Origin of the sequence: unidentified bacterial endosymbiont, from assembly GCF_918797525.1 — a bacterium.
In the GTDB taxonomy this organism is placed as follows: Bacteria; Pseudomonadota; Gammaproteobacteria; order Enterobacterales; family Enterobacteriaceae; genus Enterobacter.
In genome coordinates this window covers 1894814-1915564 of record NZ_OU963893.1, presented here as the reverse complement: position 1 = coordinate 1915564, position 20751 = coordinate 1894814, and the positions used below count along the sequence as shown (strand labels likewise).

Annotated in this window: 21 protein-coding genes and 1 other annotated feature; of the genes, 11 read left to right on the top strand and 10 right to left on the bottom strand. The window is 53.1% G+C overall.

What is annotated here, in order from left to right; all coding sequences use genetic code 11:
- Positions 1-73: 73 nt before the first annotated feature.
- The 3 genes from NL510_RS09115 to dacD all read right to left on the bottom strand — a co-directional run bounded on the left by NL510_RS09115 (position 74) and on the right by dacD (position 2996).
- Positions 74-1132: an FUSC family protein gene (locus NL510_RS09115; RefSeq protein ID WP_253383943.1), complete on the bottom strand. Its 1059-nt coding sequence runs from the start codon at positions 1130-1132 to the stop codon at positions 74-76.
- A 92-nt stretch (positions 1133-1224) separates the two neighbouring features.
- A complete protein-coding gene (gene sbmC / locus NL510_RS09110) occupies positions 1225-1698 on the bottom strand; it encodes a DNA gyrase inhibitor SbmC (protein WP_253383942.1) in 474 nt (157 codons plus the stop codon).
- Positions 1699-1829: 131 nt separating this feature from the next.
- Entirely contained in the window at positions 1830-2996 is a 1167-nt protein-coding gene (gene dacD / locus NL510_RS09105; RefSeq protein ID WP_253383941.1) for a serine-type D-Ala-D-Ala carboxypeptidase DacD, read from the bottom strand.
- A gap of 198 nt (positions 2997-3194) precedes the next feature.
- On the opposite strand from dacD, the gene sbcB reads away from it, so the two are divergent.
- Positions 3195-4631: an exodeoxyribonuclease I gene (gene sbcB, locus NL510_RS09100; protein ID WP_436299118.1), complete on the top strand. Its 1437-nt coding sequence runs from the start codon at positions 3195-3197 to the stop codon at positions 4629-4631.
- A 65-nt stretch (positions 4632-4696) separates the two neighbouring features.
- Here sbcB and NL510_RS09095 read toward each other — a convergent pair whose 3' ends face one another.
- The 4 genes from NL510_RS09095 to NL510_RS09085 all read right to left on the bottom strand — a co-directional run bounded on the left by NL510_RS09095 (position 4697) and on the right by NL510_RS09085 (position 8123).
- Complete coding sequence (locus NL510_RS09095; protein ID WP_253383940.1) at positions 4697-6055, bottom strand: APC family permease; 1359 nt, start codon at positions 6053-6055, stop codon at positions 4697-4699.
- The gene (yoeI, locus tag NL510_RS23155; RefSeq protein ID WP_494546346.1) at positions 6045-6107 is read right to left on the bottom strand and encodes a membrane protein YoeI; all 63 of its coding nucleotides are present in this window, start codon (positions 6105-6107) and stop codon (positions 6045-6047) included. The genes NL510_RS09095 and yoeI overlap by 11 nt, the downstream gene beginning before the upstream one ends.
- A 232-nt stretch (positions 6108-6339) precedes the next feature.
- Positions 6340-7257, bottom strand: a complete 918-nt coding sequence (locus NL510_RS09090) for a LysR substrate-binding domain-containing protein (RefSeq protein ID WP_253383939.1) — start codon at positions 7255-7257, stop codon at positions 6340-6342.
- A gap of 41 nt (positions 7258-7298) precedes the next feature.
- Positions 7299-8123, bottom strand: coding sequence for an SDR family oxidoreductase (locus NL510_RS09085; RefSeq protein ID WP_253383938.1), 825 nt, complete (start codon positions 8121-8123; stop codon positions 7299-7301).
- A gap of 175 nt (positions 8124-8298) precedes the next feature.
- Here NL510_RS09085 and hisL point away from each other — a divergent pair, with 175 nt between their 5' ends.
- The 9 genes from hisL (at position 8299) to hisIE (ending at position 15514) form a co-directional block, all read left to right on the top strand.
- Complete coding sequence (gene hisL, locus NL510_RS09080) at positions 8299-8349, top strand: his operon leader peptide (RefSeq protein ID WP_099516347.1); 51 nt, start codon at positions 8299-8301, stop codon at positions 8347-8349.
- Positions 8325-8448, top strand: a sequence feature (His leader region). It overlaps the preceding gene by 25 nt.
- 44 nt (positions 8449-8492) lie before the next feature.
- Complete coding sequence (hisG, locus tag NL510_RS09075) at positions 8493-9392, top strand: ATP phosphoribosyltransferase (protein WP_253383937.1); 900 nt, start codon at positions 8493-8495, stop codon at positions 9390-9392.
- 5 nt (positions 9393-9397) lie between these two features.
- Positions 9398-10702 (top strand): histidinol dehydrogenase, encoded by a 1305-nt coding sequence (hisD, locus tag NL510_RS09070; protein ID WP_253383936.1) that lies wholly within the window; start codon positions 9398-9400, stop codon positions 10700-10702.
- Positions 10699-11760, top strand: coding sequence for a histidinol-phosphate transaminase (gene hisC, locus NL510_RS09065; protein ID WP_253383935.1), 1062 nt, complete (start codon positions 10699-10701; stop codon positions 11758-11760). Before hisD ends, hisC begins: the two co-directional genes overlap by 4 nt.
- Positions 11757-12824, top strand: coding sequence for a bifunctional histidinol-phosphatase/imidazoleglycerol-phosphate dehydratase HisB (gene hisB / locus NL510_RS09060; protein WP_253383934.1), 1068 nt, complete (start codon positions 11757-11759; stop codon positions 12822-12824). The genes hisC and hisB overlap by 4 nt, the downstream gene beginning before the upstream one ends.
- Positions 12824-13414: an imidazole glycerol phosphate synthase subunit HisH gene (gene hisH, locus NL510_RS09055; RefSeq protein ID WP_253383933.1), complete on the top strand. Its 591-nt coding sequence runs from the start codon at positions 12824-12826 to the stop codon at positions 13412-13414. Before hisB ends, hisH begins: the two co-directional genes overlap by 1 nt.
- Positions 13414-14151, top strand: coding sequence for a 1-(5-phosphoribosyl)-5-[(5-phosphoribosylamino)methylideneamino]imidazole-4-carboxamide isomerase (gene hisA / locus NL510_RS09050; protein WP_253383932.1), 738 nt, complete (start codon positions 13414-13416; stop codon positions 14149-14151). Before hisH ends, hisA begins: the two co-directional genes overlap by 1 nt.
- The gene (hisF, locus tag NL510_RS09045; protein ID WP_253383931.1) at positions 14133-14909 is read left to right on the top strand and encodes an imidazole glycerol phosphate synthase subunit HisF; all 777 of its coding nucleotides are present in this window, start codon (positions 14133-14135) and stop codon (positions 14907-14909) included. Before hisA ends, hisF begins: the two co-directional genes overlap by 19 nt.
- Positions 14903-15514 carry a bifunctional phosphoribosyl-AMP cyclohydrolase/phosphoribosyl-ATP diphosphatase HisIE gene (gene hisIE, locus NL510_RS09040; RefSeq protein WP_253383930.1) on the top strand — a complete coding sequence of 204 codons (612 nt, stop codon included), beginning with the start codon at positions 14903-14905 and terminating at the stop codon, positions 15512-15514. The genes hisF and hisIE overlap by 7 nt, the downstream gene beginning before the upstream one ends.
- A gap of 38 nt (positions 15515-15552) precedes the next feature.
- Here hisIE and wzzB read toward each other — a convergent pair whose 3' ends face one another.
- Positions 15553-16533, bottom strand: a complete 981-nt coding sequence (wzzB, locus tag NL510_RS09035; RefSeq protein WP_253383929.1) for an LPS O-antigen chain length determinant protein WzzB — start codon at positions 16531-16533, stop codon at positions 15553-15555.
- A 192-nt stretch (positions 16534-16725) separates the two neighbouring features.
- Here wzzB and NL510_RS09030 point away from each other — a divergent pair, with 192 nt between their 5' ends.
- Entirely contained in the window at positions 16726-17730 is a 1005-nt protein-coding gene (locus NL510_RS09030) for an NAD-dependent epimerase (RefSeq protein WP_253383928.1), read from the top strand.
- A 50-nt stretch (positions 17731-17780) separates the two neighbouring features.
- Here NL510_RS09030 and ugd read toward each other — a convergent pair whose 3' ends face one another.
- Together ugd and gnd are read right to left on the bottom strand one after the other, a co-directional pair.
- Positions 17781-18947, bottom strand: coding sequence for a UDP-glucose 6-dehydrogenase (ugd, locus tag NL510_RS09025; RefSeq protein WP_253383927.1), 1167 nt, complete (start codon positions 18945-18947; stop codon positions 17781-17783).
- 252 nt (positions 18948-19199) lie between these two features.
- Positions 19200-20606: an NADP-dependent phosphogluconate dehydrogenase gene (gnd, locus tag NL510_RS09020; protein ID WP_253383926.1), complete on the bottom strand. Its 1407-nt coding sequence runs from the start codon at positions 20604-20606 to the stop codon at positions 19200-19202.
- Positions 20607-20751 lie beyond the last annotated feature (145 nt).

The following is a 20751-nucleotide window of genomic DNA, read 5'->3' as shown; positions in this document are numbered from 1 at the left end:
ACTGTAAAGCTATCATAACCCCAATTGCTGCTGAATCGAAGCAGCACGCGTCACATAAGGAAATGGCAGCGTTTTATTTGCGCAGTGCCCGGCAAATAAGATGCGACAGCAGCTCAAGCTGCCGCGCCAGCTCCATGCTCAACCAGACGTAGCCATGAATAGGCGTTTCGGCCACGTTATCCCCTTGCCGCTCATTCATCAACTGTTTGAGTTCGGTAACGATCTCAGTAAGACGCTCACTGTTAGCCAGTATAGGCTGCGGATTTCCTTCATACAGCGCGTGGGCGATGGTCAGAAGGGTTTGCTGCGTCATCTGCTGCGTCTCTTTCAGCGTCTGGGCGTTAAGCATTAACAGGTGGCTGGGACGTGAAGCCCAGTGCGCATTGATTTGCAATTCGAGCATACAAACCAGATTGCGGCTTACCGTTTGAATCGCTTCGAAAATCGCTTTCTGGATACGCGTTTCTTTACTGGCTGGGGTAATCAAGCCGCGCATGTTGACCACATCATTGAGGATCTGTTGTAGATGCTTCTCCAGATGCGGGCGTTCGACCAGGTTCGGTGAAAAACCGGCTTGATAGACCCGATTAAACGCCGTGACGTAGTGTGCCATCTGAATGCGCCAGTGGATAAAAGCGCGTTGCGACCAGATACCAGTAAAGAGCATGGCTAATAATGAGCCGAGAATGACGTCCCCGCTTCGCCACAGAGCGGTCGTCATATCACCCGCAGGGGCTCCGACGACGACAGAGAGGGTGATACCGATGAGCAGCGCCTGATACGGCTTTTTGCCCAACGCCAGCCAGCCGCAGAGGAACATTGCCCCGGCGCACCACGCCAGCATTACCGGGAATGAGATAAGCTCAAGCTTAAGGGCAATAAGCCCCAGCGCGGAGCCTAAAACGGTACCGCCAATACGCTCAAAGGCGCGCGGAACAACGTTGCCCCAAAATGAGATAGGCCCCATGATCACCACCAGCGTGATCAGCGGCCACGTCCCCTCCGGTACCTCCAGTAAACGGACCAGCACAAACGTCAACACGAATGCCAGCGCGATGCGGCACCCATGCACCACGCGGTAATGTCGGTACAACCGAATTTCAAACGGCGTTAAAGATTTGTCGGGACGCACACCCGCTCTCCAGCTACTCAGCAAACTCCGATTGTACTGCGTTTTTAGCCGGGTGGATCATACCCGAGTGAAAAACCCCACACTCAGCATGGTTAACCCGCTTTATGCTCTACCGGGACGAACATCTCAATATCCCAGTAGCCATCCGCGTTGCCATCATTGAGATAGCGCTCGAAGCACGCTTTTGGCGCGATCTGGAATTTGTTGTCCTCAAGGAGGGAATTAAAAAACTGCTTCCAGGGCGTGGCGAAATCATGGTTTTCGACGCGTGCTGTCGCCAGGGCATAATCACCGGCAGCGATTTCAGTCAACGTAACCCCTTCGCTGTTCTCAGGAATAACGAAATCCTCCGCAACCGTGACGGCGGTATCGCAACGCAACTTTTCAGCAGGCACTTCATCCGGATTATCGTAATAAACCGCAACCCACTCCAGCGGCTGAATATGACGCCCATTGACCCACATAGCCAGCTGTTCAAAGCCTTGCTTTACCGTCTTTTCCCACGGACCAACCAGATGAAAACCGGCAATCTTTCGTTTTTGTTGCTGCTTAATGCTGTAGTCCATACTGCCTCCGTTAATTACTGTATATACATACATTATAAAGCAGATTTCAAATGTTCAGCAAATGCGCAATATTTATTATGCGAGCAGACTCGCAACCCTGCCAGTCTACTCTTCACGTCTGGCTGCGGTCGTCAGAGTTTATGGTGCAAATAGTCGCTCATGCGCGAGAACATCCCGCCTTTCTCCACCGCTTCCAGCGTAACCAGAGGCCAGTGCGCGACCACTTTATCCCGATCGTAAAGCTGAATTTCACCGACTCGCTGATGGCTGGCGATTGGCGCGTCCAGCTCTTTTTTATCCAGCACGTATTTGGCCTTTATATTAGGCACTTCCGATTTCGGTAACGCCAGCCAGAAGTCCTGATCGGTTCCCAGTGTCACCTGCTCTTTATCACCGTACCAGATCCGTTCTGTTCCCACTTTTTTACCCTTATGCAGGATCTGCACGGTATCGAAGTTTTGTTGGCCCCAGTGCAGTAATTTACGCGCCTGATCCTCACGCCCTTTCGGACTCTCGCCCCCCATAATCACAGCGATTAAACGACGTTGGCCATCAACCGCCGAGGCAATCAGATTAAAGCCCGCGCCAGAGGTATGCCCCGTTTTCAGGCCGTCAACGTTCAGGGTCTTATCCCACAGCAGGCCATTACGATTTTGCTGGGTGATCCCGTTCCAGGTGAGGCTCTTTTCGCTGTACATGTGGTAGAACTCGGGTTCACCATGAATGATGGCCCGGGACAGTACGGCCAGGTCGTAGGCGGAACTGTGCTGGCCTGGCGCATCCAGACCGTGCACGGTTTCAAAGTGGGTATCGCGCAGGTTTAGCTTTTGGACGTAGTCATTCATCATCTTGACGAACTGTGGCTGTCCACCGGCTACATGGTCCGCCAGCGCTACGCAGGCGTCATTACCCGAGTCAACAATCAGGCCGCGGCTCAGGTCGCGTACGGTCACGCGGTCGCCGGGTTTCAGAAACATCAGCGATGAGCCGTCAAATACCGGGTTACCTTTGGCCCACGCATCGCGACCGACGGTCACAACGTCATCCGGCGTAATGCGATGGCTATCAATGGCTCGGTCGACGACGTAGCCCGTCATCAGTTTGGTGAGGCTCGCCGGATTACGTTGTTGATGTTCGTTGCCCGCCGTTAAGATCTGACCAGTAGTGTAATCCATCAGCACCCAGGAGCCTGCCTGGATAGCAGGAGGCTGCGGGGAGAAATCCAGCGGGTCGGCCGCCAGTGCAGATGAAATACTTGAAGCGAGTAAAGTGACAGCAATAAACAGACGGCGATTCAACGGTATATCCTCAGGTCATTAAAAAACGTTGCCCTTTTTACGGCAGTTCTGCTGTCGTTACCTGGCTTAATTGCAAATAAATGTGACAGACAGCCTGTATTTATTTGAAGGCGACGCGCAAATTTCTCATCTTTAGATGCTTTTTGTTCGGCCTGCCCTCGACGATCGTTTACCATAGAGACGTCAATATTTAACAGGATGGTATTACTGGTGTCTGACTCTGCCGTACGCCCGACTTTTTTGTTCCATGATTATGAAACCTTTGGCACGCATCCGGCGCTGGACAGACCGGCGCAATTTGCCGCCATCCGTACCGACGACGAATTCAACATCATTGGCGAGCCCGAGGTCTTTTACTGCAAACCTGCCGATGATTACCTGCCGCAGCCTGGTGCCGTGATGGTGACCGGGATAACGCCCCAGGAAGCGCGGGAGAAAGGCGTTAACGAGGCGGAGTTTGCCGGGCGTATCCATGACCTGTTTACTGTTCCCAATACCTGCGTAGTGGGTTACAACAACATCCGCTTTGATGATGAAGTAACGCGCAATATTTTCTATCGCAACTTTTACGATCCTTATGCCTGGAGCTGGCAAAATCGCAATTCGCGCTGGGACTTGCTCGACATTATGCGCGCCTGCTATGCCCTGCGCCCTGAAGGTATCATCTGGCCGGAAAACGATGACGGAATGCCCAGCTTCAGGCTTGAACACCTGACGCGTGCCAACGGCATTGAGCATAGCAATGCTCACGATGCGATGGCGGACGTCTATGCCACTATTGCGATGGCGAAGCTTATTAAAACCGCTCAGCCACGGCTGTTTGACTATCTGTTGAGCCACCGCAGCAAGCACAAGCTCACCACGCTGATTGATGTGCCGCAGATGAAACCACTGGTCCATATTTCCGGTATGTTCGGCGCCTGGCGCGGCAATACCAGTTGGGTCGCCCCGCTGGCCTGGCACCCTGACAACCGCAATGCGGTGATTATGGTCGATTTAGCCGGTGACATCTCGCCACTGCTGGAACTCGACAGCGATGCCCTGCGTGAACGCCTCTATACGTCGAAAGAAGCGCTGGGCGACCTGCCAGCAGTTCCGGTTAAACTGGTGCATATCAATAAATGTCCGGTACTGGCGCAGGCCAATACGCTGCGCCCGGAAGATGCCGATCGCCTCGGCATTAATCGCCAACATTGTCTCGATAACCTGAAAGTGCTGCGCGACAACCCGCAGGTGCGTGAGAAAGTGGTCGCTATCTTCGCTGAAGCCGAGCCCTTTGTGCCATCAGACAACATCGACACGCAGTTGTATAACGGCTTCTTTAGCGATGCTGACCGGGCAGCCATGAATATCGTGCTGCAAACCGAGCCGCGGAATTTGCCGGCGCTGGATATTACCTTTGCAGATAAGCGCATCGAAAAACTGATGTTTAACTACCGCGCCCGTAACTATCCCGGCACGCTGGACGAAACAGAGCAGGCGCGTTGGCTGCAGCATCGCCGCAATGTGTTTACCCCCGAATTCCTGCACAGCTATGCTCAGGAGCTGGAATCGCTGTACAACCAGTATGAAGGCGATGCGGAAAAGCAGGTGTTATTGAAAGCGCTGTTCCAGTACGCACAAGAGATTGTCTGAAGGGCAGGCATAAAAAAACCGGAGAAAAATTAATCTCCGGTTTTTTTTACCCTGTGTCGTTGCGCTTATGCGACGTCTTCGTACTGAGGTACCGGGTTGCGGAAGCTTTTGGTTACGCATGCCAGGTAAATCAGGCCAATAGCGCCCCAGATAAGACCCAGAACCATAGAGCTCTCTTCCAGGTTAATCCACAGTGCGCCCACGGTCAGAGCACCACACACTGGCAGGAGCAGATAGTTGAGGTGGTCTTTCAGCGTCTTGTTGCGTTTCTCACGGATCCAGAACTGAGAGATCACAGAGAGGTTAACAAAAGTGAAGGCCACCAGCGCACCGAAGTTAATCAGCGCGGTTGCCGTCACCAGGTCGAATTTAATCGCCAGCAGGGCAATCACCCCAACCAGCAGCACGTTCCATGCCGGAGTACGCCATTTCGGATGAACATAGCCGAAGAAGCGGGTCGGGAATACGCCGTCGCGGCCCATCACATACATCAGACGGGAAACGCCCGCATGCGCGGCCATACCGGATGCCAGTACGGTCACGCTGGAGAAGATCAACACGCCCCACTGGAAGGTTTTACCGGCCACATAAAGCATGATTTCAGGTTGTGACGCATCCGGGTCTTTAAAGCGTGAGATATCCGGGAAATAGAGCTGCAGGAAGTAGGAAGCGCCGATAAAGATCAGGCCGCCAATCAGCGCAGTCAGGAAAATCGCTTTCGGGATCACGCGCTCAGCGTCTTTGGTCTCTTCAGAGAGAGAAGAGATACCGTCGAAGCCCAGGAACGAGAAGCACAAGATAGTCGCACCGGTAATCATCGGTACCACGTGCGCCCCTTCAGACCAGAACGGACGGGTGCTGGTCAACGTACCTGCACCTTCACCGTGCATCACACCGTAAATAATCATGCCCACAATAACGGCAACGATGCCCATCTGCAGGATAACGATCAGAGTATTGAAGTTAGCAACGGTCTTAATGCTGCGCAGGTTAGAGATGGTCATAAAGGCCACCAGCGCGACAACAAAGATCCACGAGGGTACAGAAGGTACCAGCGCTTCGAAGTAAATTTTTGCCAGCAGAATATTGATCATCGGCATGAACAGGTAGTCCAGCAGAGATGACCAGCCCACCATAAAGCCAACCGCCGGGCTAATGGATTTCTGAGCATAGGTGTATGCAGAGCCTGCTGACGGGAAACGGCGAACCAGTTTACCGTAGCTCAGCGCTGTAAAGAGAATGGCGACCAGCGCAAAGGCGTACGCCGTTGCAACATGACCGTCCGTAAGGCCAGATACGATACCAAACGTATCGAACAGCGTCATTGGCTGCATGTAGGCAAGGCCCATCATAACAACCGGAATCAACGTAAGCGTTTTACGTAATTCCACGCGAGAGGTTTTTGGAGTTGCGTTATGCGACATGGGTTTTCTCCATTACGGTGAAAACCGCCACGTAAGCGAAATATTGCCCCATTTTCAGTATTCCTCAGCGACAACAACTGTCGGATTTTAGTAAATATCTATCCGGTACGAAGCCCGGCCTCTTGGATTTTAGTTTCGTTTCGTACATGCAAAAAAAAATAACCGACGCCTTTTATATCGTCGATTATTCATTTGTTTGCAGCGGCGGCATTTTGCCCTATTCCCGAGGCAAAAGGCAATAGTTCGCGAAAGCCAACAATAAATTATTTTCGCTAACCGGTTGATTAGCCAGCATTGGCCTGAGTGTAAACAGCGGCGATAGCACTATTTGCTAAAATCTCATCCCGCCACCAGGCGCTGGCAAGCCCGGCGGTTTGTTCATTCCAGCCCACCCATACCGATTCATTACTGCTTTGCCCGAGCACCTGTTTTTCAACAAGCGCACCGCTATCAATAAATCGCTGTGCCAGATAACGCGGTAAATAACCGCAACCCAATCCGCTAATTTGCAATTCCAGCTTGGTTTTGAAATCGAAGACGGTAATCGCCTCCTGTTCATCAAGCAGTTGCGACGAGACAGCACACTGCGCAAGAGAACTGTCACCCACCACAATGGCGCGATAACCTTTGATAGTACGGCGATTAATGGGCTCAGCTTCCTGAGCGAGCGGATGATGTGAGGCGACGACAAAAACCTGTTCCAGAACGCCGAGACGAGCAAACCCAAACTCGCTCAACTGGGGAGGTTCGCGCAGCGCCCCAACGATGATATCCGCCCTACCCTGAGTTAAAGCCTCCCACGAGCCGCCCAGCACGCCGTTAATGAAAATCAGCCGGGTCACGTTGTGATGCTGGTAAAATGCCTCAATCAGCGGCGCGAGGAGTGAAAATGGAAAGGTATCATCCACGCCAATTACCAGCTCGTTCTCCCATCCCTGATGGAGCTTAACGGCCTGTTTTTCCAGCTCACGGACGGTGTGAAGTACATCCCGCCCCTTTTCCAGCAGCATCTGCCCGGTGCGGGTAAAGCGTGCGCGATGCCCGGAGCGATCGAGCAGTTGAATATTAAGATCGCTTTCCAGTTTTTGAACGGTATAGCTCAGTGCCGAAGGGGTTTTGTAGAGCTTCGCCGAGGCTGCCGCAAAGCTCCCCTCTTTTTCCAGGGCATCCAGAATAATCAGAACATCCAGCAGCGGTTTCATTTTCGTCCCCTCCCGGTATGCGGTAGCCTCCATTGATGGCCTTATTCCATTGGCATCACCAGCGGATCGGGATACTGGTATTCAAAACCCAGCTCGTGGCAAATTCGATTGCCATCAATACGTTTGCCTTTACTCTCACCCTGCGCATCGCTAAATACTGGCGCCGCCAGACCCAACTGACGAGCCATTAGCGGATAAAAGGTGTTTCGCGCAGGGTGCGAGGGCGCACAGATATTATAGATGTGCCCGCCTTTTGGAGCCTGTAAGAGGAGCTCAATTGCGCCAATAACATCGTCCAGATGGACAAGGTTAACGCCATGTTGTCCATCTGGCGCCGATTTTCCAGCAAAAAAGCGGCCAGGATGCCGCCCGGGGCCGACCAGGCCCGCCAGACGCACGATATCCACCTGGGTGCCCGGGAGATTGTGCAGCCAGTCTTCCAGTTCTTTCAGCACCCTGCCACTCGCCGTCACGGGGCGGCGCTCGGTACTCTCTTTCACCAGCCCCTCAACATCACCGTAAACCGACGTTGAGCTGGTAAAAATAATGCGCGGAATGCGGTGCGCCAGCGCACTATCGACAATTTCCTGCATCGCCTGCAGATAAAATGTCTCACCCGGGCCACTGCGTCGTGCCGGTAGAGTAATGACCAGCGCATCGACGTTCATTAATGCGTCCAGGTCGTCAGAGTCGCATATTAGCTCCGGTTCAAGACGCAGTTCGACGCCTTCAATCCCGCACATCCGTGCCGCTTCCACCCCATCCACGGTGGTTTTACTCCCGGTGACCTGCCAGCCTTTCACGGCTAATGACATTGCCAGTGGCATTCCGAGCCACCCTAAACCGACAATCGCGACCTTTTTCATATAAATTCTCCCTGCTTTAACACATTTATATTAAGGCTACGTCAGCCTTCGGGAACACACAATTCATAGCATCACTATGAAATGAATTAATGATCATTAAAAGCCCTTGCATTCTGGCGCCTAACTGGTTTAGGTTAAAAGGCATCAGAGGCATACGCATTCAAAGAGAATTCATATGACACGCGTTCCATTTAAAAACCACCATCACCACCATCATCCTGATTAGTCTTTCAGGCGATGTGTGCTGGAAGACATTTGGATCTTCCAGTGGTGCGAGAACGCAAAAAAAAGCCCCCGGAAGATCTTCTTCCGGGGGCTTTTTTTTGGTACGTCATCAGCCAGGTTCAACAGGATAATAAGGAATATAGAATGTTAGATAACGCACGTTTACGCATAGCTATTCAAAAATCAGGCCGCTTGAGCGACGAATCACGCGAACTGCTGGCCCGCTGCGGGATCAAAATTAATCTGCACACCCAGCGCCTGATTGCGCTGGCCGAAAATATGCCTATCGATATTCTGCGCGTCCGTGATGACGATATCCCGGGTCTGGTCATGGATGGGGTGGTTGACCTGGGGATTATCGGCGAGAACGTGCTGGAAGAAGAGTTGCTCACCCGCCGGGCTCAGGGCGAAGATCCGCGTTACTTCACCCTGCGTCGCCTCGATTTTGGCGGTTGCCGCCTGTCGCTGGCAACGCCGGTAGATGAAGCATGGGATGGCCCGGCGGCGCTAGACGGTAAACGTATCGCCACCTCATACCCTCACCTGTTAAAGCGTTACCTTGATCAAAAAGGCGTACAGTTTAAATCCTGCTTGCTGAACGGCTCTGTCGAAGTCGCTCCGCGCGCGGGCCTGGCGGATGCCATCTGCGACCTCGTCTCAACTGGCGCAACTCTGGAAGCCAACGGCCTGCGTGAAGTGGAAGTTATTTACCGCTCCAAAGCCTGTCTTATTCAGCGCGATGGCGAAATGGCCGAAGCCAAACAGCAGTTAATCGACAGACTGCTGACCCGCATTCAGGGCGTGATTCAGGCCCGTGAATCCAAATACATCATGATGCATGCCCCTACCGAGCGTCTGGATGACATCATTGCGCTGCTGCCAGGCGCCGAGCGCCCGACAATCCTGCCGCTGGCAGGGGACCAACAGCGGGTGGCGATGCACATGGTCAGCAGCGAAACCCTGTTCTGGGAAACCATGGAAAAACTGAAGGCGCTGGGCGCAAGCTCCATCCTGGTGCTGCCTATTGAGAAGATGATGGAGTAACGGCCATGAGTTTTAACACAATCATCGACTGGAATACCTGTACCGAGGAGCAGCGGCGTGATTTGCTGATGCGCCCGGCGATCTCCGCCTCAGAGAGCATTTCCCGCACCGTCGCGGAAATCCTCGATAACGTCAAAACCCGTGGCGACGACGCGTTACGTGAGTATAGCGCCAGGTTCGACAAAACCGAGGTAAGCGCGTTAAGGGTTAGCGAACAGCAGATCGCCCAGGCGGAAGCTCGTCTCGGTGACGATATCAAACGGGCAATGGCCGTCGCGGTAAAAAATATCGATACTTTCCACACCGCGCAGATACTGCCAACGGTGGATGTGGAAACACTGCCCGGCGTCCGCTGCCAGCAGGTGACGCGCCCGGTCGCCTCCGTCGGCCTCTATATTCCTGGCGGAACCGCCCCGCTGTTCTCCACCGTGCTGATGCTGGCTACCCCGGCGCGTATCGCCGGTTGCCAGAAAGTGGTGCTCTGCTCTCCGCCGCCCATTGCCGATGAAATTCTGTATGCCGCAAGGCTCTGTGGCGTGCAAGAGGTGTTTAACGCAGGCGGCGCACAAGCTATTTCGGCCCTGGCGTTTGGCACTGAATCCATACCAAAGGTCAATAAGATTTTTGGCCCGGGCAATGCGTATGTCACCGAAGCAAAACGCCAGGTCAGCCAGCGTCTGGACGGCGCGGCAATTGATATGCCTGCCGGGCCGTCTGAAGTACTGGTGATCGCCGACAGCGGCGCCACGCCGGACTTCGTGGCTTCTGACCTGTTATCTCAGGCCGAGCACGGGCCGGACTCTCAGGTGATATTACTCACCCCGGACGCAAATATGGCGAAACGCGTGGCTGAAGCGGTTGAGCGCCAGCTAGCTGACCTTCCGCGCGCCGATACGGCACGTCAGGCGTTATCCGCCAGCCGCCTGATTGTCGCGCGCGATATAGACCAGTGTATTGAGATCTCTAACCTTTACGGCCCTGAGCACCTGATTATTCAGACGCGCAACGCACGTCAACTGGTCGACAGCATTACCAGCGCCGGTTCGGTTTTCCTTGGCGACTGGTCGCCGGAATCGGCGGGCGATTACGCCTCCGGCACCAACCACGTGCTGCCAACCTACGGTTATACCTCTACCTGCTCAAGCCTGGGGCTGGCCGATTTCCAGAAACGCATGACCGTGCAGGAGCTGTCCCGCGAGGGGTTTGCTGCACTGGCCTCAACCATTGAAACGCTGGCCGCCGCAGAGCGGCTGACCGCCCACCAAAACGCCGTTACGCTTCGCGTTGCCGCGCTGAAGGAGCAAGCATGAACATTGAAGAGTTAGCCCGCGAAAATGTCCGTCGCCTGACTCCCTATCAGTCTGCGCGCCGTCTGGGTGGTAACGGTGATGTGTGGCTGAACGCCAATGAATTTCCAACGGCAGTGCAGTTTGAACTGTCACAGCAAACGCTGAACCGCTACCCAGAGTGTCAGCCAAAAGCGGTGATTGAAAACTACGCCCGCTACGCGGCCGTGAAGCCTGAGCAGGTACTGGTGAGCCGTGGCGCAGACGAAGGGATCGAGCTGTTGATCCGCGCCTTCTGTGAGCCAGGCAAAGATGCGGTGATGTACTGTCAGCCAACCTATGGCATGTACAGCGTCAGCGCTGAGACCTTCGGCGTGGCGTGCCGCAACGTGCTGGCGCTGGACGACTGGCAGCTAGATTTACAGGGAATAGCCGATAATCTTGATGGCGTGAAGGTGGTGTTTGTCTGTAGCCCGAACAACCCGACCGGACAGATAATCACCCCGCAGGATATCCGCACGCTGCTGGAAATGACCCGTGGTAAAGCGCTGGTTGTGGCCGACGAAGCCTATATTGAGTTTTGCCCACAGGCGACGCTGGCAGGCTGGCTCGAAGAATATCCCCACCTGGTGGTACTACGCACGCTGTCTAAAGCTTTCGCCCTTGCCGGACTGCGCTGTGGGTTTACGCTGGCGAATAAAGAGGTTATCGATCTGCTGTTGAAAGTGATCGCCCCGTACCCTCTCTCTACGCCAGTCGCGGATATAGCCGCTCAGGCGCTGGCTCCCGAGGGGATTACTGCGATGCGTGAACGCGTGGCGCAGATCCTCGAAGAGCGCCAGTACCTGGTGAGGGCACTGAATAATCTTCCGTGCGTGGAGCAGGTGTTCGACTCTGAAACTAACTACATTCTGGTGCGCTTCACCGCCTCAAGCGCGGTATTTAAATCTTTATGGGATCAGGGCATTATCTTACGAGACCAAAATAAACAACCTTCCTTGAGCGGCTGCCTGCGTATTACCGTAGGCACCCGGGCAGAGAGCCAGCGCGTTATTGACGCCCTGAAAGCGGAGAAAGTATGAGTCAGAAGTATCTCTTTATCGATCGCGACGGCACTATCATTTCGGAGCCACCAACCGATTTTCAGGTCGATCGTTTCGACAAACTGGCTTTTGAACCGGACGTGATCCCGGTGCTGCTCAAACTGCAGAGCGCAGGCTTTATGCTGGTGATGATCACCAACCAGGACGGCCTGGGTACGGACAGCTTTCCGCAGGGGGATTTTGACGGCCCGCACAACCTGATGATGCAAGTGCTTAGCTCTCAGGGGGTGGTGTTTGAGGAGGTGCTGATTTGCCCGCACCTGCCCGCCGATGAGTGCGACTGCCGTAAACCGAAGATCAAGCTGGTGGAACGTTATCTGGCAGAAGGCCGGCTTGATAAAGCCAACAGCTATGTGATTGGCGATCGCGTCACCGACCTGACGCTTGCCGAAAACATGGGTATCGCGGGCCTGCGCTATAACCGCGAAGCGCTCAACTGGGCGCAAATTGGCGAACAACTGACCAAACGTGACCGCTACTCGCACGTTGAGCGGAATACAAAAGAGACGCAAATCGACGTTAAGGTCTGGCTGGACCGCGAAGGCGGCAGCAAGATCCACACCGGCGTCGGTTTCTTCGATCACATGCTGGACCAGATCTGCACCCACGGCGGCTTCCGCATGGAGATCGCGGTGAAAGGTGATCTGTACATAGACGATCACCACACCGTCGAAGATACTGGCCTGGCGCTGGGTGAAGCGCTGAAGCTGGCGCTGGGTGATAAGCGTGGCATCAACCGTTTTGGGTTTGTTCTGCCGATGGACGAATGTCTGGCGCGGTGTGCGCTGGATATTTCTGGCCGCCCGCACCTGGAATATAAAGCCGATTTCACCTACCAGCGCGTCGGCGACCTCAGCACCGAAATGGTGGAGCACTTCTTCCGCTCTTTGTCCTACACCATGGGCCTGACGCTGCACCTGAAAACGAAAGGCAAGAATGACCATCATCGTGTAGAGAGCCTGTTCAAGGCCTTTGGCCGCACCCTGCGCCAGGCCATTCGTGTGGAAGGCGACACCCTGCCCTCGTCGAAAGGAGTGTTGTGATGAACGTGGTGATTCTGGATACCGGATGCGCCAACCTGAACTCGGTAAAAGCGGCGATTATACGCCACGGCTATGAGCCAGTGGTGAGCCGTGATCCGGACGTCGTATTACGCGCGGACAAACTCTTCTTGCCGGGTGTGGGCACCGCCCAGGCCGCGATGGATCAGATCCACGAGCGTGAGTTGGTTGAGCTGATTAAAGCCTGTACCCAACCGGTGCTGGGGATATGTTTAGGTATGCAGCTCCTCGGCCGTCGCAGTGAAGAGAGCAACGGTGTTGACCTGCTGGGCATTATTGAGGAAGACGTGCCTAAAATGGTTGACCACGGCCTGCCTTTGCCGCACATGGGCTGGAACCGCGTTTACCCAAAAGCGGGCGAGAGGTTGTTTAGCGGTATCGAAGACGGCGCCTGGTTTTACTTCGTGCACAGCTACGCCATGCCCGTGAACGTGAACACCATCGCCCAGTGCCATTACGGCGAGGCCTTCACCGCTGCGCTACAGAAAGATAACTTCTTCGGCGTGCAGTTTCATCCGGAACGCTCCGGTGCCGCAGGCGCACAGTTGATGAAAAACTTCCTGGAGATGTGATGATTATTCCTGCTTTAGATTTAATTGACGGCACGGTTGTGCGTCTGCATCAGGGCGATTATGGTCAGCAGCGTGACTACGGTAACGATCCGCTGCCGCGTCTGCAGGATTACGCCGTGCAGGGCGCACAGGTGTTGCACCTGGTCGATCTGACGGGCGCGAAGGATCCGGCAAAACGTCAGATCCCGCTGCTTAAAAAGCTGGTCGCAGGCGTGGATGTTCCGGTACAGGTTGGCGGCGGCGTGCGCACAGAGGATGATGTTGCTGCCCTGTTGGACGCTGGCGTGGCCCGCGTGGTGGTTGGCTCTACTGCCGTTAACGATCCTGAAAGGGTCAAAGGCTGGTTCCGCCGCTTCGGCGCTGATGCGCTGGTGCTGGCGCTGGATGTACGTATCGACGAACGGGGCAACAAACAGGTTGCGGTCAGCGGCTGGCAGGAGAATTCCGGCGTAACGCTGGAGGCGCTGGTGGACGTTTATCAGCCCGTTGGCCTGAAGCACGTGTTGTGCACGGATATCTCCCGCGACGGGACGCTGGCAGGCTCGAACGTCTCGCTGTATGAAGAAATTTGCGCGCGTTATCCGCTCGTTGCATTTCAGTCGTCCGGTGGGATTGGTGAATTAGCCGATATTGCCGCACTGCGCGGTACTGGAGTGCAGGGCGTGATTGTGGGACGGGCTTTACTGGAAGATAAGTTCACTGTGACGGAGGCGATTCAATGCTGGCAAAACGGATAATCCCTTGCCTGGACGTACGCGAAGGCCAGGTCGTCAAAGGCGTACAGTTCCGCAACCACGAAATTATTGGCGATATCGTCCCGCTGGCAAAACGTTACGCCGATGAAGGCGCGGACGAACTGGTTTTTTACGATATCACCGCGTCGAGCGATGGCCGCGTGGTCGATAAAAGCTGGGTGGCGCGCGTGGCGGAAGTCATAGATATTCCGTTCTGCGTGGCGGGCGGGATTAAATCCGCGGAAGACGCGGCCAAAATCCTCTCTTTCGGCGCAGATAAGATTTCTGTTAACTCCCCGGCGCTGGCCGAACCCGAACTTATTACCCGCCTGGCGGACCGCTTCGGCGTGCAGTGCATTGTAGTGGGGATCGACACGTGGTATGACGCTGCAACCGGCAAGTATCACGTTAATCAATACACAGGCGACGAGAGCCGCACCCGCGTAACCGAATGGGAAACGCTGGACTGGGTGCAGGAAGTGCAAAAACGCGGTGCGGGCGAAATTGTACTGAACATGATGAACCAGGATGGCGTACGTAACGGTTATGATCTGGAACAACTGAGAAAAGTGCGCACGGTGTGTAACGTCCCCCTGATTGCTTCCGGCGGCGCAGGCACTATGGAACACTTCCTGGAAGCCTTCCGCGATGCGGACGTTGACGGTGCGCTGGCGGCCTCCGTATTCCATAAGCAGATTATCAATATTGGTGAGTTAAAAACGTACCTGGTCGACCAGGGCGTGGAGATTAGGGTATGTTAACAGAGCAACAGCAGGCACAGCTTGACTGGGAAAAAACTGACGGGTTACTGCCAGTGGTTGTACAACATGCCGTGTCGGGGGAAGTGCTAATGCTGGGCTATATGAACCCAGAGGCGCTGGCCAAAACCCTCGACTGCGGCAATGTCACCTTTTATTCGCGGACCAAACAACGCCTGTGGACCAAAGGGGAAAGCTCTGGTCATTTCCTGAACCTGGTCAGCATTACCCCAGACTGCGATAACGACACCCTGCTGGTCCTCGCGAACCCCATCGGCCCCACCTGCCATACAGGCACCAGTAGCTGCTTCGGCGAGGCGAGCCATCAGTGGCTGTTCCTTTACCAGCTGGAACAACTTCTGGCTGAACGTAAAACGGCTGCCCCTGAAAGTTCCTACACCGCACAACTGTACGCCAGTGGCACCAAGCGTATTGCGCAGAAGGTAGGTGAAGAAGGCGTTGAAACAGCGCTGGCTGCCACCGTGCATGACCGGGAAGAGCTGACCAACGAAGCGTCGGATTTACTGTATCACCTGCTGGTGCTGCTGCAGGATCAGGAGCTGGATTTAACGGCAGTGATTGAGAATTTGCGAAAGCGACATAAATAAAAAGAGACCGGGGAAACCCGGCCTTTTTTATATGTGAATCAGGATTTTGGCTTATAGCTACGCAGTGCGTTACGTCCGATAACAAACACGCAACCTACAATCCCACCCAGCAATACAGCCAAAATCATCGTAATAGCACGTTTCGGGCTGTCCCGCTTGATTGGCAAATCAGGCTTCATCACATAGCGATAAACATGGATGGTTTCCGGGTTCACACGCAGATTTTGTATATCCAGCAGATTCTGTTTGGTTTGGTAATAAGCAGATGAAAATACTAAGGGACGTGAAGCCTCATTTTGGATCATTGAATTAAGCGCTTCTGAACCCAATAAGAACATTGTTTCCTGGGTGACATCCTGGGTTTGCTGAAGTTGCGGAGAGGTAATTTTAGCGGCCTCTGCGTTCTTAAGTGCTTCAATAATCTGCTTAATGCGCAAATCTTTCTGCTCCTGAGCAACCTTCTCCTGATTTTCCAGAGAGTCATTCAGCGTCGCAATCTGCAGCTTGATGTTGTCCTTGAGATCAACACTTAGTTCTTTAGCGGTTTGTTCATCCACCTGCTGGATATATTGCGCAAGCTGCTTTTGGGCACCTTCAGCAGTGGTGCTGACGTAAGAGACAGTGAGTGGGAGAGCCTGACCTTTAACAGATTGTTCAATTGTCAGTTTTTCAGGTTCCTGCTGGTTCTCTAACGTCTGCGAAAGGGCTGAAAAAGCAGAATAGAAGCGATTTATCGTACGCGTTTGCACATCGGACATAGAAGGAGCAGCATTACCGTAGACAATATTCAGCGCATTTGAATAAGAGGCGACTTGCGCTGCATCGGGCTGGGTAATGACTGCTGTTGACGTCCATTTTTCTTTAACAACAAATAGATAGCTACCCGCTAACAGAATTGCGAAGAAGACAAACAAACAAATGGTCCACTTGCTGCGCCAAAGTTGAATTACTAAATCAATTAAATCAATTTGCTCCGGGTCATTGCTTCGATTGACCAGGTTATTGTTGTTCTGCGTCATACAATCCCTAACAGATAAAAAGGGCAAAAAAAACATGTCTACATAGTGTATCTGTTGCTGGCAATTTTTCTATAAGAATCCGATGAGTTATATCGGAAAGATGGGTTATGTTACTGGCGGCCATCGCGGTATCATAGGCGTAAACGGATGCGTTATGGCATTTGTAAGAACATGTGTGAATGAGGTGAAAGTATGAAATTTCTGGTAACAGGCGCTGCTGGCTTTATCGGCGCAAATGTCAGCAAGCGACTCCTTGACGCTGGCCATCAGGTCACTGGCATTGATAATCTCAATGACTACTATGATGTCAGCCTCAAGCAGGCGCGTCTTGATCTGCTCACATCAGACAATTTCACTTTCCACAAGCTCGATTTAGCTGACCGTGCGGGCATGGCCGCGTTGTTCGCGGATGAGAAATTCGACCGCGTCATTCATCTCGCCGCCCAGGCCGGCGTTCGTTACTCTCTGGAAAACCCTCATGCCTACGCGGATGCCAACCTGACGGGCCACCTGAACGTACTGGAAGGCTGTCGTCACAATAAGGTACAACATCTGCTGTATGCATCCTCAAGCTCCGTTTACGGGCTTAACCGCAAAATGCCGTTCTCGACTGATGACTCTGTAGACCACCCGGTTTCGCTGTACGCAGCGACCAAAAAAGCTAATGAGCTGATGTCGCATACCTATTCACATCTTTATAACCTGCCGACCACCGGCCTGCGTTTCTTTACCGTGTATGGCCCATGGGGTCGCCCGGACATGGCGTTGTTTAAATTTACTAAAGCAATGATTGAGGGTAAACGCATCGACGTATACAACTACGGTAAGATGAAGCGTGACTTTACCTATATCGACGATATCGCTGAAGCCATTATTCGACTTCAGGATGTTATCCCTACGCCCGATCCTAACTGGCGCGTTGAGAGCGGTTCGCCCGCGACCAGTTCAGCCCCGTATCGCGTATACAACATCGGCAACAGTTCGCCTGTTGAACTGATGGATTACATCACCGCCCTGGAGGATGCTCTGGGCCTGGAAGCCGAGAAAAATATGATGCCAGTCCAGCCCGGCGACGTGCTTGAAACCAGCGCGGATATCCAGGCGCTTTATGAAGTTATCGGCTTCAGGCCGCAGACATCCGTTAACGACGGCGTGAAAAACTTTGTCGACTGGTATCGCGGTTTCTACAAGGTATAAAGTTAAGAACCCGGCACATGAGCCGGGTTTTATCAGCAGCAAACGGGGTATCAGTCACTGCCAAACAGATCGCGGGTATAAACTTTATCCGCTACGTCTGACAGTTCCTCCGCCATGCGGTTGGAAATAATGACATCCGCCTCCTGCTTGAAGGCGTTCAGGTCGCGAATTACGCGAGAGTGGAAGAACTCATCTTCCTGCATCGCAGGTTCAAAAATAATGACCTGAACGCCCTTAGCCTTAATACGCTTCATGATCCCCTGAATTGAAGAGGCGCGGAAGTTATCGGAGCCGCTCTTCATGATCAAACGATACACGCCAACCACTTTTGGATGACGCGCGAGAATGGAATCGGAAATAAAATCTTTACGCGTACGGTTAGCGTCAACAATCGCTGAAATGAGGTTGTTCGGCACCGCCTGATAGTTCGCCAGCAGCTGCTTGGTATCTTTCGGCAAGCAGTAGCCACCGTAACCAAATGAAGGGTTGTTGTAGTGATTGCCGATACGCGGGTCAAGACACACACCTTCAATGATCTGGCGGGTATTTAGCCCCAGACTCTCAGCATAGCTATCCAGTTCGTTGAAGTAAGCCACGCGCATTGCCAGATAGGTATTGGCGAAAAGCTTGATGGCCTCGGCTTCGGTGGAATCGGTAAACAGCAGCGGAATATCTTTTTTGATGGCGCCTTCCTGCAGCAGCGCCGCAAAGCGCTCGGCGCGTTCAGAACGCTCACCAATCACAATACGCGACGGATGCAGGTTATCGTATAACGCCCTACCCTCGCGCAGGAACTCAGGTGAGAAGAAGACATTATCAATACCCAACTCTTCTTTAATGGATTGGGTAAAACCCACCGGAATGGTCGACTTAATGACCATTACCGCGTTAGGGTTAATTGCCACAACGTCTTTAATCACAGCTTCAACGGTAGAGGTATTGAAGTAATTCGTTTTAGGATCGTAATCGGTTGGCGTGGCGATGATGACATAATCCGCATTGCGGTAAGCATCTTCTTTGTCCGTGGTGGCGCGAAACTTCAGCGTCTTGTTCGCCAGATAATCCTGGATCTCATTATCCACAATCGGAGATTGCTTCTGGTTTAGCATGTCCACTTTGGCCTGCACGATATCAAGCGCAACCACTTCATGATTCTGCGCAATCAGGATACCGTTTGAAAGGCCCACATAGCCAGTTCCGGAGATAGTTATTTTCATTCGTTTGACTTCTTCAGTATGAGTGTCAGGAGGCACAAGAACACCACCGCAATAAACAACTGTTGAGGTTTTTACCTCTTATGTTGATTGACTGTCAAGGCGAATACCTTGCTGTAAGCTTGTAATTTCTCAGTGATTTATGCTGCATTGAAGAAGTGTGAATGGAAAGATCTAGAAGAAATAGGCTGATCAGCCATAAAAAAAGCCCGATGATACGCATCGGGCCTTTCTATCAGACTGACTTAAATCAGATTAATCCAGCCATTCGGTGTGGAACACACCTTCTTTATCAGTACGTTTGTACGTGTGCGCACCGAAGTAGTCACGCTGGGCCTGGATCAGGTTCGCAGGCAGTACGGCAGCTCGGTAGCTGTCGTAGTACGCCACGGCAGCGGAGAAGGTTGGAACCGGAATACCGTTCTGTACAGCGTAAGCAACCACGTCACGCAGCGCCTGCTGGTACTCATCAGCAATTTTCTTAAAGTACGGTGCCAGCAGCAGGTTCGCAATGCCCGCGTTTTCAGCATAGGCATCGGTGATTTTCTGCAGGAATTGTGCGCGAATAATGCAGCCTGCACGGAAGATCTTCGCAATTTCGCCGTAGTTCAGATCCCAGTTGTTCTCGTCGGACGCGGCACGCAGCTGAGAGAAGCCTTGCGCATAGGAGACGATTTTACCCAGGTACAGCGCACGACGGACTTTCTCAATGAATTCCGCTTTATCACCGGCAGGTTTGGCCTGTGGGCCAGACAGCACTTTAGAGGCGGCTACGCGCTGCTCTTTCAGAGAAGAGATATAGCGTGCGAAGACGGATTCAGTGATCAAAGACAGCGGTTCGCCGAGATCCAGCGAGCTCTGGCTGGTCCATTTACCGGTACCTTTGTTCGCGGCTTCATCCAGAATCACATCGACCAGATATTTACCCTCTTCATCCTTCCTGGTGAAGATATCTTTGGTGATGTCGATCAGATAGCTGTTCAGCTCGCCGGTGTTCCAGTCGGTAAAGGTCTCAGCAAGTTCTTCGTTGGACAGATTCAGGCCACCCTTAAGCAGAGCATAGGCTTCTGCAATTAACTGCATGTCACCGTATTCAATGCCATTGTGAACCATCTTCACATAGTGACCCGCACCATCCGCACCAATGTAAGTCACGCACGGCTCACCATCTTCTGCAACGGCTGCAATTTTAGTCAGGATAGGCGCTACCAGCTCATACGCTTCTTTCTGGCCGCCAGGCATGATGGATGGCCCTTTCAGCGCGCCCTCTTCACCACCGGAAACGCCGGTACCAATGAAGTTGAAGCCCTCGGCAGAGAGTTCACGGTTACGACGGATGGTGTCCTGGAAGAAGGTGTTACCACCATCAATGATGATATCGCCTTTATCCAGATAAGGTTTCAGAGAGTCAATAGCTGCATCTGTTCCTGCACCTGCTTTCACCATTAACAGGATTCGACGAGGGGTTTCCAGAGACTCAACAAACTCTTTAACCGTATAAAACGGAACAAGTTTCTTGCCAGGATTCTCGGCAATCACTTCTTCTGTTTTTTCACGGGAGCGGTTGAAAACGGAGACGGTATAACCACGGCTTTCGATGTTGAGCGCCAGGTTGCGCCCCATCACTGCCATACCGACAACGCCGATCTGTTGCTTGGACATTACATACTCCTGTCAGGTGTGGATACCCCGCCGTAACGGAAGCGGCGGGTAAAGTGAATAACATGTTAACTCAGGTTAGAGGCCAGAAGGTAGCAATAGATGTCTTCTAAGAATTAAGTTTATGCAAATAACCGGACTGCTGGTG

Bases quoted from the DNA above. Each gene is read 5' to 3' on its own strand.
- sbmC (WP_253383942.1), bottom strand. From the start codon at position 1,698: ATGGACTACAGCATTAAGCAGCAACAAAAACGAAAGATTGCCGGTTTT.
- sbcB (WP_436299118.1), top strand. From the start codon at position 3,195: ATGGTATTACTGGTGTCTGACTCTGCCGTACGCCCGACTTTTTTGTTC.
- NL510_RS09095 (WP_253383940.1), bottom strand. From the start codon at position 6,055: ATGTCGCATAACGCAACTCCAAAAACCTCTCGCGTGGAATTACGTAAA.
- NL510_RS09090 (WP_253383939.1), bottom strand. From the start codon at position 7,257: ATGAAACCGCTGCTGGATGTTCTGATTATTCTGGATGCCCTGGAAAAA.
- NL510_RS09085 (WP_253383938.1), bottom strand. From the start codon at position 8,123: ATGAAAAAGGTCGCGATTGTCGGTTTAGGGTGGCTCGGAATGCCACTG.
- hisG (WP_253383937.1), top strand. From the start codon at position 8,493: ATGTTAGATAACGCACGTTTACGCATAGCTATTCAAAAATCAGGCCGC.
- hisD (WP_253383936.1), top strand. From the start codon at position 9,398: ATGAGTTTTAACACAATCATCGACTGGAATACCTGTACCGAGGAGCAG.
- hisC (WP_253383935.1), top strand. From the start codon at position 10,699: ATGAACATTGAAGAGTTAGCCCGCGAAAATGTCCGTCGCCTGACTCCC.
- hisB (WP_253383934.1), top strand. From the start codon at position 11,757: ATGAGTCAGAAGTATCTCTTTATCGATCGCGACGGCACTATCATTTCG.
- hisH (WP_253383933.1), top strand. From the start codon at position 12,824: ATGAACGTGGTGATTCTGGATACCGGATGCGCCAACCTGAACTCGGTA.
- hisA (WP_253383932.1), top strand. From the start codon at position 13,414: ATGATTATTCCTGCTTTAGATTTAATTGACGGCACGGTTGTGCGTCTG.
- hisF (WP_253383931.1), top strand. From the start codon at position 14,133: ATGCTGGCAAAACGGATAATCCCTTGCCTGGACGTACGCGAAGGCCAG.
- hisIE (WP_253383930.1), top strand. From the start codon at position 14,903: ATGTTAACAGAGCAACAGCAGGCACAGCTTGACTGGGAAAAAACTGAC.
- wzzB (WP_253383929.1), bottom strand. From the start codon at position 16,533: ATGACGCAGAACAACAATAACCTGGTCAATCGAAGCAATGACCCGGAG.
- NL510_RS09030 (WP_253383928.1), top strand. From the start codon at position 16,726: ATGAAATTTCTGGTAACAGGCGCTGCTGGCTTTATCGGCGCAAATGTC.
- ugd (WP_253383927.1), bottom strand. From the start codon at position 18,947: ATGAAAATAACTATCTCCGGAACTGGCTATGTGGGCCTTTCAAACGGT.
- gnd (WP_253383926.1), bottom strand. From the start codon at position 20,606: ATGTCCAAGCAACAGATCGGCGTTGTCGGTATGGCAGTGATGGGGCGC.